Origin of the sequence: Pseudomonas fluorescens group sp., from assembly GCF_020093335.1 — a bacterium.
In the GTDB taxonomy this organism is placed as follows: Bacteria; Pseudomonadota; Gammaproteobacteria; order Pseudomonadales; family Pseudomonadaceae; genus Aquipseudomonas; species Aquipseudomonas petroselini.
In genome coordinates this window covers 217,429-230,018 of record NZ_JAIOKW010000004.1, presented here as the reverse complement: position 1 = coordinate 230,018, position 12,590 = coordinate 217,429, and the positions used below count along the sequence as shown (strand labels likewise).

13 protein-coding genes are annotated in these 12,590 nt (G+C 58.2%); 11 read left to right on the top strand and 2 right to left on the bottom strand.

Annotated features, from left to right (window positions below):
* The first annotated feature begins 126 nt into the window (after window positions 1-126).
* The 5 genes from K7431_RS07120 to K7431_RS07100 all read left to right on the top strand — a co-directional run bounded on the left by K7431_RS07120 (window position 127) and on the right by K7431_RS07100 (window position 3,389).
* A complete protein-coding gene (locus K7431_RS07120; RefSeq protein WP_012722761.1) occupies window positions 127-894 on the top strand; it encodes a Rha family transcriptional regulator in 768 nt (255 codons plus the stop codon).
* 172 nt (window positions 895-1,066) lie between these two features.
* Window positions 1,067-1,357, top strand: coding sequence for a hypothetical protein (locus tag K7431_RS07115; RefSeq protein ID WP_012722763.1), 291 nt, complete (start codon window positions 1,067-1,069; stop codon window positions 1,355-1,357).
* Between the two features lie 195 nt (window positions 1,358-1,552).
* Window positions 1,553-1,981 carry a hypothetical protein gene (locus tag K7431_RS07110; RefSeq protein ID WP_043204946.1) on the top strand — a complete coding sequence of 143 codons (429 nt, stop codon included), beginning with the start codon at window positions 1,553-1,555 and terminating at the stop codon, window positions 1,979-1,981.
* A 38-nt stretch (window positions 1,982-2,019) separates the two neighbouring features.
* Complete coding sequence (locus K7431_RS07105) at window positions 2,020-3,063, top strand: hypothetical protein (protein WP_012722765.1); 1,044 nt, start codon at window positions 2,020-2,022, stop codon at window positions 3,061-3,063.
* A gap of 161 nt (window positions 3,064-3,224) precedes the next feature.
* A complete protein-coding gene (locus K7431_RS07100) occupies window positions 3,225-3,389 on the top strand; it encodes a hypothetical protein (RefSeq protein ID WP_158309466.1) in 165 nt (54 codons plus the stop codon).
* A gap of 204 nt (window positions 3,390-3,593) precedes the next feature.
* On the opposite strand, the gene nadB is transcribed toward K7431_RS07100, so the two are convergent.
* Entirely contained in the window at window positions 3,594-5,198 is a 1,605-nt protein-coding gene (gene nadB / locus K7431_RS07095) for an L-aspartate oxidase (RefSeq protein ID WP_012722766.1), read from the bottom strand.
* Window positions 5,199-5,662: 464 nt separating this feature from the next.
* On the opposite strand from nadB, the gene rpoE reads away from it, so the two are divergent.
* From rpoE to K7431_RS07075, 4 genes are all read left to right on the top strand, one after another.
* Window positions 5,663-6,244: an RNA polymerase sigma factor RpoE gene (gene rpoE / locus K7431_RS07090; protein WP_003172477.1), complete on the top strand. Its 582-nt coding sequence runs from the start codon at window positions 5,663-5,665 to the stop codon at window positions 6,242-6,244.
* 32 nt (window positions 6,245-6,276) lie between these two features.
* Window positions 6,277-6,864: a sigma-E factor negative regulatory protein gene (locus K7431_RS07085; protein WP_012722767.1), complete on the top strand. Its 588-nt coding sequence runs from the start codon at window positions 6,277-6,279 to the stop codon at window positions 6,862-6,864.
* Window positions 6,865-6,879: 15 nt separating this feature from the next.
* Window positions 6,880-7,842: a MucB/RseB C-terminal domain-containing protein gene (locus K7431_RS07080; RefSeq protein WP_012722768.1), complete on the top strand. Its 963-nt coding sequence runs from the start codon at window positions 6,880-6,882 to the stop codon at window positions 7,840-7,842.
* A 234-nt stretch (window positions 7,843-8,076) separates the two neighbouring features.
* Complete coding sequence (locus K7431_RS07075; RefSeq protein WP_012722769.1) at window positions 8,077-9,513, top strand: DegQ family serine endoprotease; 1,437 nt, start codon at window positions 8,077-8,079, stop codon at window positions 9,511-9,513.
* A gap of 65 nt (window positions 9,514-9,578) precedes the next feature.
* Here the strand turns inward: K7431_RS07075 and K7431_RS07070 are convergent, their stop codons facing one another.
* A complete protein-coding gene (locus K7431_RS07070) occupies window positions 9,579-11,012 on the bottom strand; it encodes a M48 family metalloprotease (protein WP_012722770.1) in 1,434 nt (477 codons plus the stop codon).
* 95 nt (window positions 11,013-11,107) lie between these two features.
* On the opposite strand from K7431_RS07070, the gene K7431_RS07065 reads away from it, so the two are divergent.
* Window positions 11,108-11,347, top strand: coding sequence for a sulfurtransferase TusA family protein (locus tag K7431_RS07065; protein WP_010212198.1), 240 nt, complete (start codon window positions 11,108-11,110; stop codon window positions 11,345-11,347).
* Between the two features lie 31 nt (window positions 11,348-11,378).
* Window positions 11,379-12,449 carry an AI-2E family transporter gene (locus K7431_RS07060; RefSeq protein WP_012722771.1) on the top strand — a complete coding sequence of 357 codons (1,071 nt, stop codon included), beginning with the start codon at window positions 11,379-11,381 and terminating at the stop codon, window positions 12,447-12,449.
* Window positions 12,450-12,590: the final 141 nt, after the last annotated feature.

The window sequence follows — 12,590 nt, the reverse complement described above, 5'->3', positions numbered from 1 at the left end:
CTGGGCTTATATCAACGTCAAGTCTTTCTGAATGCTCCTTGAACCATAGTCGATGCCCGTAGTGGGGCCTTGACGGTCGGCCTGTGGGAGCGAACTCAGGGAGCATTCAAAAAGGACACCACTACTATGTTTAACGGTATCAAAGAAATCACCATGAACACCATCGAGATTGCTGCGATGACTGGCAAGCGTCACGACCACGTGCTTCGAGATGTTGACCGGGTAATAGCACAAGTAGGAGCCCCCAAATCTGGGGCCACCGAATCGAGCTATACCACTGCCCAAGGTAAAGTTCTCCGAATGCTGGTCTTGAACAAGCAAATGGTATTCACTCTTATCACCGGTTATGACACTGGGCTGCGGCACACTGTAGTCGGTCGATGGATCGAGCTTGAGCAGTCAGCTAACCCGGCGTTCGCTTCGCAGGCAATCACAGCCACACTGAATGACCTACAAACCCGAGTCGATGCTATGGCGCCTGCTTACGATGAACATGTCCGTAAGGGTCGTACATCTGGCTATACGTGGCGTGAAGCTTGCCGTTTGGCTGGCGTAGAGAACCCCGATAAGGTTCTCGCCATGCTGGTCGATAAGGGGCTTGCACGGCGCTCTAACGGGCTGACCTCTCTCGCTCCGAAGTTCATTGAGCGCGGTGATGCCAAGCGCGTGAGCAAGGCCAACAAGGCTATTCAACTGACCGGCCACCTCTTCAAGGTCACCCTCAAAGGTGTCGATGAATGGCTGCGACCGAACGCTGAGAACATCGCCAAGGCTCTGATCGAACACCGCAAGCCCCGACCTGTGGTCGACAATGACGGCTATGTGATCGACATAAAGGGCGAAGGCGCTGCTCGCATGACGACTGCCCACCTGCCGAAGGAGGTGACCCAATGAGCCGCCACCCATTGAGTAACCGCCAGCGTCACCTACTTTGTTTGGGTCTGAAGCTCATGCTCGCCGGGGTCCCTGAAGAGGAACGCCGCGCCATCATCGAGCGTAGGCTCCACTACTATCGGGAGGCACGTAAACGTCAGCGCTACCCGTATCACCAGCGGGAGCCACACCCGTGACCTTTACCGACCAGCTCAACGCATTCTTTGTGTCCCCTTCAAGTCGAACCAAGCTGATCACCCTGCGCACCTTTTGGCGTGACTGGCACGTCCGCGAACAAGTGACCTCCAGCGATGAGCATGGGGTGAACTACGAGAAACTTATAGGACACCTGAAGGCGATCAATCCGGTCATGGTCTCATTCGTTGAGTCCATCGCTACAACAACCAGCATGAATCTTGACGCCGTTATGCGTGCCCCTATACGAATCCCACTAACCCGCCAACCGATCACTTGCCCGCTTTAACTTACCGCCGTCCGCCATCGGCACCCGGATCACACCCGCCAAGCTACAGACCCGTGATCGCACTAACTAACCCAAACCCAGAAGATATTGATCATGACCTTGAGAGGACCGTGCGGCTACTCCTTGCCATCTGGTCACGTTGCCTCTATGCGGCAAGGCCATGAATCAATGTCTCGATGTAGGAGACCCAACACCATGCAACTTAATATCCAAAACGTAACCCCTGAAACTGTCGAAGTACAAGGTCAGGTCGTGGCTCGTGCTTACGCTGAAGGCGTGATGCTGGCTACCTTGATTGCCACAGCGGGAACCAATAAGCCCGCCCAGGAAGTCATCGTAAGCCAGTACCTGGACGCTGGTCTGAGCGCTGCTGCCTTTCCGGCCATCGTGAGGTCCATCGAGACCCGCAAGTTGGCCGCTGAGCGTGAACATGCAGAGCGCCTCAAAGACGCTCGTGAACATGCAGAGCGCGTCAAGTCCTACGAGTCCACCCCTTTGGACGAAGCGCGCCGCCGTGCCAAGCGTGAAGACCGTGAGCGCAAGTATCAAGACATGGGCCGCGCTATCCGCAGTGCCAATGGTCGTAGCGACTTCTCGTCTGGCAACTGGCTCGACAACAACTAAGCCTGTCCTTTCTCAACTTTATTCAGGAGACCGATTTCATGTCCAACCCATCCAAATCTACCGATCACCGCGACCAACGCGACCGCTACGCCACGCCGACTTCCCATACGGTAGCCTCATGGGGCAATGGCGGTAACCTTCAGTTCTCCACCGAGGCCTCTATGGGAGCCCAGGCGACTGACTCCAGTGTTCTGGCCGAGGTCATCACCCAAGCCATGGACGAATTCTTCAATGGTGGCGAGTGGCACGACAACGCTGTCGATGCGATCCCCTGTGAGTTCCGCCCGAAAGGAACCGAGCCGACCCCTGTGCAATTGGTCAACATGGTCAATCGCAACGTCGAGTTTGACCCGCGCCAGTCGATCTACGATCACTCCAAGATCACTAAAGGGGAAGCCGTAGCGGGCGACTTCATCTTCACTGAGCCGACCAATACCGCTGCATTCTTCTCGCACCGCTTCACCCTTCTGGATGCCCACGTTGTTGCTGGCTTCACTGGCAACGGCATGGAGCAGATGATGGACAAGATGCTGGCCGACTTCGAGAAGGCCTGTGGGTCTACCGTCGTGGACATTCTGATCAAGTCTCCAAGCGTCGAAGCCAAGGAGGTCACCATTGCGGGCACCACTCCGCGTGATCGTGCTGAGGACTGGATCGACGCTTTGACCATGAGCATTAACCAGTCGGTAGGTAACTCCTTGAGCGACTTCGTATTGCTGATGCACATGACCGAGCAGGCAATGCTTGAGCGTGCTGTCCAGCGTGCCGGTGTCGAATCCATTGAGGATCTTTTGGGGTGCCGCACCCAGTTCTATTCTGGGTCTGATCGTGGCGTCTTCATGTTGCCTAAGGGCTTTGCCTCGCTGTCGTTCCGCCATGATCAAGAAGGCGACGTATGGCAGGTCCATACCACTCGCAACGCTGGCGTACAGGGCTGGGACTTTGAGGTGAGCGGTGTGGCTGACGTAATGGCTCAGGCCAAGGTCAGGATCAAGCTGGCAAACCCTGAAGACCCTACTGAGAAACTTCAGGTCGAGACCGTAGACTTCCCGTTGATCACCCGTGTAGTCGCCAAGCCGTAACACCCGCTGTATCCATGAGGTCCGTAATGGGCCTCGTGGGTTGATCTGAGCGTCTATCTAAATGGTGGACCTTCAGATCAGCCCATGTGAAATGCGTTGCTATGCAAAATGTGCAGGGCAATGACCCACGTTCTTTATCAGACTTCACGTAGGAGACCGCTATGGCCGCCAAGAAACAATGGTTGGCCGTCCTCAAGGCTATCGCCATGTCGAAAGCCACATGGAAGCTGGTCGGAACCGTAGCGGTTCTTTATGGCTGCGCTCATGGCGAGCTAATCGCTGGACTGGTCGGAGAGGTCATATCGGACGTGTCGGGAGCCCTTTAAGGATCTGACAGAAATTTCTGAGTGACCACCTGTAACTACTAACCTGCGCGCTTACCCCCGTAGGCCCCCGCACGCTCGCTCAGGCGCACGATAGGGACCCTTGCGGGCAGGCGATAAGGACCCCAGCATTGGGACAAATGTGCGCCAAAGCTGTTACAAACCGGGGTCCTATGGTGCTACGCTATGGGCTCCTAACGTGCCTCATTAGGTCGGTGTAAGGATCGTATCCTTCGCCTCTGGCAGTAACCCTGGATAGTCCAGCGTGTAGTGCAGACCCCGAGATTCCTTACGTTCCATGGCAGACCTGATCATCAGTTCCGCTACCTGGGCAAGGTTCCTCAGTTCAATCAGGTCTCTGCTTACTCGGTAGTTGCTGTAGAACTCGTCGATCTCATCCAGCAGCAGCCGCACCCGGTGTTGCGCGCGTTGCAGGCGCTTGTTGGTGCGCACGATCCCTACGTAGTCCCACATGAATCGGCGCAACTCGTCCCAGTTGTGCGCGATGATCACGTCTTCGTCCGAGTCTGTGACCTGGCTGGCGTCCCAGCGGGGCAGGGCGGCAGGCACCGCAATGCGTGGCAGCTGTTCGAGAATGTCCGCCGCCGCCGAGCGCGCATAGACGAAGCATTCGAGCAGCGAGTTGCTGGCCATGCGGTTGGCTCCGTGCAGGCCGGTGAAGCTGGTTTCACCAATGGCGTACAGGCCGGGCACGTCGGTGCGGCCGTGCTGGTCGACCATCACGCCGCCGCAGGTGTAGTGAGCGGCCGGCACCACCGGGATCGGCCCTTTGGTGATATCGATGTTGAATGCCAGGCAGCGCTCATAGACGGTGGGGAAGTGGGTCTTGATGAAATCTTCGGGTTTGTGGCTGATGTCCAGGTAGACGCAGTCGACGCCCAGGCGTTTCATTTCGTGGTCGATGGCGCGGGCGACGATATCCCGTGGGGCCAGCTCGGCGCGTGGGTCGAAGCGCTGCATGAAGCGTTCGCCGTTGGGCAATTTCAAGTGTGCGCCTTCACCGCGCAGGGCTTCGGTGATCAGGAAACTCTTGGCCTGCGGGTGATACAGGCAGGTGGGGTGGAACTGGTTGAATTCCAGGTTGGCCACGCGGCAACCGGAGCGCCAGGCCATGGCGATGCCGTCGCCACAGGCGCCGTCGGGGTTGCTGGTATAGAGGTAGACCTTGGCTGCGCCGCCTGACGCCAGGATGGTGAAGCGCGCGCCGTAGGTGTCGACTTCGCCGCTGCCGCGATTGAGCACGTAAGCGCCAAGGCAGCGGTCGCCTTCCAGGCCCAGGCGTTTCTCGGTAATCAGGTCGACGGCGACGCGTTGCTCCAGCAGCTCGATGTTGGGGCGTTGGCGCGCCTGATCGAGCAGGGTTCTGAAGATGGCTGCGCCGGTGGCGTCGGCGGCATGGATGATGCGACGGTGGCTGTGGCCGCCTTCGCGGGTCAGGTGGAATTCGAAGCCGCCGTCGTCGCTGCCTGCGTGTTCGTCACGGGTGAACGGCACGCCCTGATCGATCAGCCATTGGATCGCCTCGCGGCTGTGCTCGACGGTGAATCGCACCGCCTCTTCATTGCACAGGCCGCCACCGGCGTTGAGTGTGTCTTCGACGTGAGATTGCACTGTGTCGGTGTCGTCCAGCACGGCGGCGACACCGCCCTGGGCCCAGAATGTCGAGCCGTTGGCCAGGTCGCCTTTGCTCAGGACCGCAATGCGCAGGTGGCCCGGGAGGGTCAGCGCAAGGCTCAAACCGGCCGCGCCGCTGCCGATCACCAGGACATCGTGTTGAAACTGTTGGCTCATTGGAAGGATTCCGCAAAAAGCGATCCGAAGAGGGGGCGCAAACAGGACGCCTGGATCGGCGAATCAAAGGGTCACACGGGCTACTAGTATATAGAGGGGTGGAGCGGCACAATAGCCGGGCATTCGTGGCAATGTGAGATTACGGTGCACAGCTTGGGGTAAAATCGGCTGGTTATTGAAGCGGGAACTTTTTGCATAAGCCTCGACTCAATAGCAGGTTGCCCGAAAGCTGGGAAAACGTTGAGTTTATTGGCCCGTCGGGAGCATTGGACGCGTCAGAAAACCGACGACAAGATTATTCGCGCAGTCGGCGTTGCCCGTACTGCGTTTTTCGTGTGTGCCAAATCAGTGCGTGCCGGAAACTTGCTTGAAGGGGGAGAACTTTTGCGAAAAGACCGAGTCTATGTTTGCAAGCCTGATCGTTTAGTTATGCAAGCCTCCTTCAAGTACAACGAGGAGTGTTCATGCTAACCCAGGAAGAGGATCAGCAGCTGGTCGAGCGCGTTCAACGCGGCGACAAGCGAGCTTTTGATCTGCTAGTGCTGAAATACCAGCACAAAATTCTCGGGTTGATCGTGCGGTTTGTGCACGACACCCATGAAGCGCAGGACGTTGCACAGGAGGCCTTTATCAAGGCTTACCGTGCACTTGGTAATTTTCGCGGTGACAGTGCGTTTTACACGTGGCTCTACCGCATCGCCATCAACACGGCGAAGAACTATCTGGTGTCTCGCGGACGCCGCCCACCAGATAGCGATGTAAGTTCAGAAGATGCGGAATTTTACGATGGTGATCACGGCCTCAAGGATCTCGAGTCGCCGGAGCGTGCATTGCTGCGCGACGAGATCGAAGGCACCGTTCATCGCACAATTCAGCAACTGCCAGAAGATTTACGTACGGCGTTAACTTTACGTGAATTCGATGGTCTGAGTTACGAAGACATTGCGAGCGTCATGCAGTGTCCGGTGGGGACTGTAAGGTCACGGATTTTCCGGGCCCGGGAAGCCATCGATAAAGCCTTGCAACCGTTGTTGCAAGAGAACTAAAGACAGCGGCGACAGCCAAGAGAGGAACCGCCATGAGTCGTGATGCCCTGCAGGAATCGCTGTCCGCAGTGATGGATAACGAAGCGGATGAACTGGAACTTCGTCGAGTGCTCAATGCATTTGATGATGCCGAAACCCGTGACACCTGGTCTCGTTACCAAGTCGCTCGGGCGGTGATGCACAAGGATCTTCTAATCCCTCGTCTGGATATTGCTGCGGCTGTTTCTGCTGCGCTGGCTGATGAAGCCGTTCCGGCTAAAGCTACTCGTGGTCCATGGCGTAGCCTGGGTCGCCTGGCAGTTGCAGCCTCGGTGACTGTTGCCGTGTTGGCCGGTGTTCGCCTGTACAATCAAGACGAAATCGCGGGTGCCGAGCTCGCCCAACAGACTCAGCAGCCGGTCATGGCCGGTCCGCAAGTCAAAGGCCCAGCGGTACTGGCCGGCTACAAGGAAAGCTCCGACACCACCGGCCCTATGGCTAACGGTGTGTTGCAAGGGCAATCCGGCTGGCAAGACCAGCGTCTTCCAGGTTACCTGCGTCAACACGCACAGGAATCAGCCCTGAAAGGCACTGAAAGCGCTCTGCCATACGCTCGCGCAGCAAGTCTGGAAAACCGCTAATCCGTAAGGAGCTCTATGCGAGCCATACCGCTCCTTACGCTTTTGCTCAGTAGTTGGTTTGCACTCCCCGCCCACGCCGATGAAGCCCAAGATTGGCTGACTCGACTTGGGCGTGCAGAGCAGCAGCAGAGCTTTCAAGGTACGTTCGTTTACGAACGTAACGGCAGTTTTTCTACCCATGACATCTGGCATCGTGTCCAGAATGGTCAAGTCCGTGAGCGGCTCTTGCAACTCGACGGTTCCGCCCAGGAAGTCGTGCGGTTGGACGGTCGTACACAATGTGTCAGCGGCACCCTCGTCGCAGGCTTGGGCAATTCACGTGATGCACCCTCACGTGCGCTGGATCCGCAAAAACTCAATGAATTCTACGAACTGGCCGTCATTGGCAAATCCCGTGTGGCCGGTAGAAATGCGGTCATCGTATCGATCACGCCGCGCGACCAGTACCGTTATGGGTTTGAATTGCACTTGGATCGAGAGACCGCGCTGCCGCTCAAATCCCTGTTGTTGAACGACCAAGGGCAATTGCTGGAGCGCTTCCAGTTCACGCGGTTGGATACCTCGCAGGTACCTGACGAACGTGATCTGCAACCTAGTGGTGAATGCACGCCTATCGCCGTCGCTAATGGCAAGGCGCCAGAAGTGCAGTCTACCGAGACTTGGCATATGGAGTGGTTGCCACCCGGTTTTCAACTGACCCGTAGCAGCGCCCACAAAGACACCCACACCAAAGCGACTGTCGACAGCCTGATGTATGAAGACGGGCTGGCGCGTTTCTCGGTGTTCCTTGAGCCGATCAGCGATGTGAGCGTGACCGAAACCCGCACTCAGCTGGGCCCTACGGTTGCAGTATCGCGTCGCCTCAATACGGTGGACGGCGAGATGATGGTGACGGTGGTGGGTGAAATACCCATCGGCACCGCAGAACGTATCGCGTTGTCGGTGCGCGGTGAAAAAAAGCCAGTCCCCCAGCCGTGAGTCGTTAATCCTATGTTCATCCTGACCTTTCACTGTATTTCCATGCCAGGTTGGCTGCCGAGAGCATGAAATGTCTGGATCAGCATTTTCACTTGCAAAAATCCTTCATGTTTTTTATAGGTCAGGGCTTGTCGGCTCTGGCCTTGATTTGTTCGCGGAACAAAGATGTCGGTCGCAGTTTTCGGCGTTTCTTGAACCCTGTCGCTCAACCCTGCTCGTCGTAACGGGAGCTGTATGTCGATACCACGTTTGAAGTCTTACCTATCCATAGTCGCCACAGTGTTGGTGCTGGGTCAGGCCTTACCTGCGCAAGCAGTCGAGCTGCCTGACTTCACCCAATTGGTTGAGCAAGCCTCGCCTGCAGTTGTGAATATCAGTACCACGCAAAAACTGCCGGATCGCAAAGTCTCCAACCAGCAGATGCCGGACCTGGAAGGCCTGCCACCGATGCTGCGCGAGTTCTTCGAGCGTGGCATGCCGCAACAGCGCGCACCGCGCGGCGGCGGTGGTCAACGTGAAGCTCAGTCCCTGGGCTCGGGCTTCATCATCTCGCCGGATGGCTATATCCTCACCAACAATCACGTGATTGCCGACGCCGATGAGATTCTCGTGCGCCTGGCTGATCGCAGTGAGCTGAAAGCCAAGCTGGTCGGCACCGATCCACGTTCCGATGTGGCTTTGCTGAAAATCGAAGGCAAAGACCTGCCTGTGCTGAAACTGGGTAAATCCCAGGACCTGAAAGCCGGCCAGTGGGTGGTTGCCATCGGTTCGCCGTTCGGTTTTGACCATACCGTTACCCAAGGCATCGTCAGCGCCATCGGCCGCAGCTTGCCGAACGAAAACTACGTGCCGTTCATCCAGACCGACGTGCCGATCAACCCAGGTAACTCTGGTGGTCCGCTGTTCAACCTGGCGGGCGAAGTGGTGGGCATCAACTCGCAGATCTACACGCGTTCCGGTGGTTTCATGGGTGTCTCGTTCGCGATCCCGATCGACGTCGCCATGGATGTTTCCAATCAACTGAAAAGCGGTGGCAAGGTCAGTCGTGGTTGGTTGGGTGTGGTCATCCAGGAAGTGAACAAAGACCTGGCTGAGTCCTTTGGCCTCGACAAACCGGCCGGTGCCCTGGTCGCGCAGATCCAGGACGACGGTCCGGCTGCCAAAGGTGGCCTGCAAGTCGGCGACGTGATCCTGAGCATGAACGGCCAGCCGATCGTCATGTCGGCCGACCTGCCGCATCTGGTAGGCGCACTCAAGGCTGGCAGCAAGGCCAAGCTGGAAGTGATCCGCGAAGGCAAGCGCCAGAATGTTGAGCTGACGGTGGGCGCCATCCCTGAAGAAGGCGCAACGCTGGATGCACTGGGCAACGCCAAGCCAGGTGCCGAGCGCAGCAGCAATCGCCTGGGTATCGCCGTGGCCGAGTTGACCGATGAGCAGAAGAAGAGCTTCGACCTCAAGAGCGGCGTCGTGATCAAGGAAGTGCAGGACGGCCCTGCCTCCCTGATCGGCCTGCAGCCGGGTGACGTGATTACGCACCTGAACAACCAGGCAATCGACAACACCAAGCAACTCACCGACATCGCCAAGGCGTTGCCGAAGAACCGTTCGGTGTCGATGCGCGTGCTGCGCCAGGGGCGTGCCAGCTTCATCACCTTCAAACTGGCTGAGTAAATCGGTAAAAACAAAAAGCCCCGCCTTCGTTTAACGAGGGCGGGGCTTTTTTGTGCCTGGTCGGTTTAGCTCATCATCCCTTTAACCAAGCGTTCCTGCTCGATCAACTCACGCTGGCGTGCGTCGATGCGCGACGACAGTGGGAAATTGTTACCGGCCCGACGCTTGGCAAAGTCCAATTGCTGAATGGCCTGCTGGAAATCACCCACCAACGCAAAGTATTCGGCGCGGGCCTGATGCAGGCCGATGATGTTGCCGGACAACCCGCGTGTTTCGGCGACCTGGTACCAGACGTCCGGATCATCCGGACGCGACTTGAGCAAGCTGTCCAACGCCTTTTCCGCGTCCGCCGTGCGGTTCTGCTTGAGCAGCAGATCCACGCGCACCTGATTCAACGGATAGTTGCCCGGATACTGGGTCAGCATCCGATCCGTCCGTTGCTGGGCATCCGGCAGGCGGCTGTTGTCGATGTCCAATTGGATCTGCGCCAGGTTGTAAGTGATGTCGTTGGGCGCCTTGGCCAGCAGCGCCGCCAGGTTTTCCCGTGCCTGCTTGAACTGAGAGCCTTTGATTTGTGCAATAGCCAGGCCGTAGCGCGCCACATCATTCTTCGGGTTCTCGTCCAACTGCGCCTGGAAGCGCTTGGCGGCGAGGCCCGAGGTGTCTTCGTATTGCAACTGCACCCGCGCGCGAATCAGCTGATAGCGCAGGCTGTCTTCCTTGCCACCAGGCTTGGACTGCTCGGCACGGTTGCGGGTGTCGGCGATCCGCGATTCGGTGACTGGGTGCGTCAGCAGGAATTCCGGTGGCTTGGCATCGAAGCGGTACTGGCGCATCAGGCGCTCGAACATGGTCGGCATGGAGCGCGGGTCGTAACCGGCTTTTTCCAGGTTGAGGATGCCGATGCGGTCCGCTTCCTGTTCGTTCTGGCGGGAGAACCGTCGTTGTTCCTGGATCGCGGCGGCCTGGGTGCCGGCAATGGCGGCGATACCGGCATCACCGGCACCGGCGGCTGCCGCGATGATGCCGCCGAGCAGCGCGGCCATCATCGGGATCTGCATGCGCTGTTGCGCTTCAACGCCACGGGCGAAGTGGCGTTGGGACAAGTGCGCCAATTCGTGAGCCAGTACCGAGGCATATTCGCCTTCGGTCTGGGCGTTGAGGAACAGGCCGCCGTTCACACCGACAATCCCGCCAGGCGCGGCGAAGGCGTTCAGTTGCGGGCTGTTGATCAGGATGAACTCCAGGCGCCGGTCGTTGACCTGGCTGGTCTCCACCAGTTTGTACACGCTGGTCTCGACGTAGTCCTTGAGTTGCGGGTCGTTGAGCTGCGAGACCTGGCCCCGCAGGTAAGCCAGCCACGCACGGCCCAGCTGGTATTCCTGTTGTGGCGAGACAATGGCAGAACTGGCGTCGCCAAGTGACGGTAGGTCGTCAGCGAAGCCTGGGGAGGCCAGCAGGCAAGCCAGCGTCAGCAGGGTAGGGCGCAAAAAAGTCATGCACAGAGCCTTTCGACAAAGAGCTTACTGTAGCCGGACACTGAGCTTCGGACCAGATATTCTAAGCAACCCAAACGCGTGCCCGGAGTAAAAACATGACCGACGCTGTAGCCTTTGATGCCGAACTCGATGCCAGCGGCCTCAATTGCCCGTTGCCCTTGCTCAAGGCCAAGCTGGAACTCAATCGTTTGGCCAGTGGCGCAGTGCTTAAGGTGATCGCCACGGACGCTGGCTCCCAGCGCGACTTTCGAACCTTTGCCAAACTGGCCGGCCACACCCTGCTGCATGAAGAAGACGCCGCCGGTGTGTACCGCTATTGGTTGCGCAAGGCCTGAACCGTTTGCCCCCACCACCCGAGGTTGATTGATGTTCAAAGTGTTACGAGACTGGATTCAGCGCTACTTCTCCGATGAGGAGGCCGTGGTGCTGGCGGTCCTGCTGTTTCTGGCCTTTACGGCCGTGCTCACCTTGGGCGGCATGCTGGCGCCCGTATTGGCGGGGATGGTGCTGGCTTACCTGATGCAGGGCCTGGTGACCACGCTGGAACGCTTGCGCTTGCCGGGCGGTGCTGCGGTGGGGCTGGTCTTTGCCTTGTTCATGGGCCTGTTGGTGCTGTTTATCGTGGTGGTATTGCCGTTGTTATGGCATCAGCTGATCACGCTGTTCAATGAGTTGCCGGGCATGCTCGCCAAGTGGCAATCGCTGTTGTTGCTGTTGCCGGAGCGCTACCCGCATCTGGTGTCGGACGAGCAGGTGTTGCAAGCCATCGAAGTGGCGCGCGGCGAGATCGGAAAATTCGGCCAGTGGGCGCTGACCTTTTCCTTGTCCAGCCTGCCGCTGCTGGTCAACATCATGATCTACCTGGTGCTGGTGCCGATCCTGGTGTTCTTCTTTCTCAAGGATCGCGCCATGATCGGTCGCTGGGTGCGTGGCTATCTGCCCCGCGAGCGCGCGCTGATCACACGCGTGGCCGAAGAGATGAACCGGCAGATCGCCAACTACATCCGTGGCAAGGTTATCGAGATCATCATCTGCGGGGGCGTGACCTACATCGCGTTTATCGCCCTGGACCTGAACTACGCGGCCTTGCTGGCATTGCTGGTCGGCATTTCAGTGGTGGTACCGTACGTCGGCGCCGTGGTGGTGACCGTGCCCGTGACCCTGATCGCCTTGTTCCAGTGGGGGTGGAGCGATCAGTTCATCTACCTGATGGCGGTATACGGGATCATCCAGACGCTGGATGGCAACGTGCTGGTGCCGCTGCTGTTCTCTGAGGCGGTCAACCTGCACCCAGTGGCGATCATCTGCGCAGTGCTGTTGTTTGGTGGGCTGTGGGGTTTCTGGGGCGTGTTTTTTGCGATCCCGCTGGCAACACTGTTCAAGGCGGTGCTGGATGCATGGCCACGACAAGAGCCGGTGGTAGCGCCGCTGTTGTAACGTCACAAATAACTTACTGTAGTGAGCGGGCTTGCCCCGCGCCGGGCTGCGCAGCAGCCCCAAAACCTGCATTCGCGTTTTATCTGAAAGACCGCGGCGGCTGTATTGGGGCTGCTTCGCAGCCCAGCGCGGGGCAAGCCC

What these genes read in the sequence shown, in the direction of transcription:
- K7431_RS07120 (WP_012722761.1), top strand. Translation starts at nt 127, where the DNA reads ATGTTTAACGGTATCAAAGAAATCACCATGAACACCATCGAGATTGCT.
- K7431_RS07110 (WP_043204946.1), top strand. Translation starts at nt 1,553, where the DNA reads ATGCAACTTAATATCCAAAACGTAACCCCTGAAACTGTCGAAGTACAA.
- K7431_RS07105 (WP_012722765.1), top strand. Translation starts at nt 2,020, where the DNA reads ATGTCCAACCCATCCAAATCTACCGATCACCGCGACCAACGCGACCGC.
- K7431_RS07100 (WP_158309466.1), top strand. Translation starts at nt 3,225, where the DNA reads ATGGCCGCCAAGAAACAATGGTTGGCCGTCCTCAAGGCTATCGCCATG.
- nadB (WP_012722766.1), bottom strand. Translation starts at nt 5,198, where the DNA reads ATGAGCCAACAGTTTCAACACGATGTCCTGGTGATCGGCAGCGGCGCG.
- rpoE (WP_003172477.1), top strand. Translation starts at nt 5,663, where the DNA reads ATGCTAACCCAGGAAGAGGATCAGCAGCTGGTCGAGCGCGTTCAACGC.
- K7431_RS07085 (WP_012722767.1), top strand. Translation starts at nt 6,277, where the DNA reads ATGAGTCGTGATGCCCTGCAGGAATCGCTGTCCGCAGTGATGGATAAC.
- K7431_RS07080 (WP_012722768.1), top strand. Translation starts at nt 6,880, where the DNA reads ATGCGAGCCATACCGCTCCTTACGCTTTTGCTCAGTAGTTGGTTTGCA.
- K7431_RS07075 (WP_012722769.1), top strand. Translation starts at nt 8,077, where the DNA reads ATGTCGATACCACGTTTGAAGTCTTACCTATCCATAGTCGCCACAGTG.
- K7431_RS07070 (WP_012722770.1), bottom strand. Translation starts at nt 11,012, where the DNA reads ATGACTTTTTTGCGCCCTACCCTGCTGACGCTGGCTTGCCTGCTGGCC.
- K7431_RS07065 (WP_010212198.1), top strand. Translation starts at nt 11,108, where the DNA reads ATGACCGACGCTGTAGCCTTTGATGCCGAACTCGATGCCAGCGGCCTC.
- K7431_RS07060 (WP_012722771.1), top strand. Translation starts at nt 11,379, where the DNA reads ATGTTCAAAGTGTTACGAGACTGGATTCAGCGCTACTTCTCCGATGAG.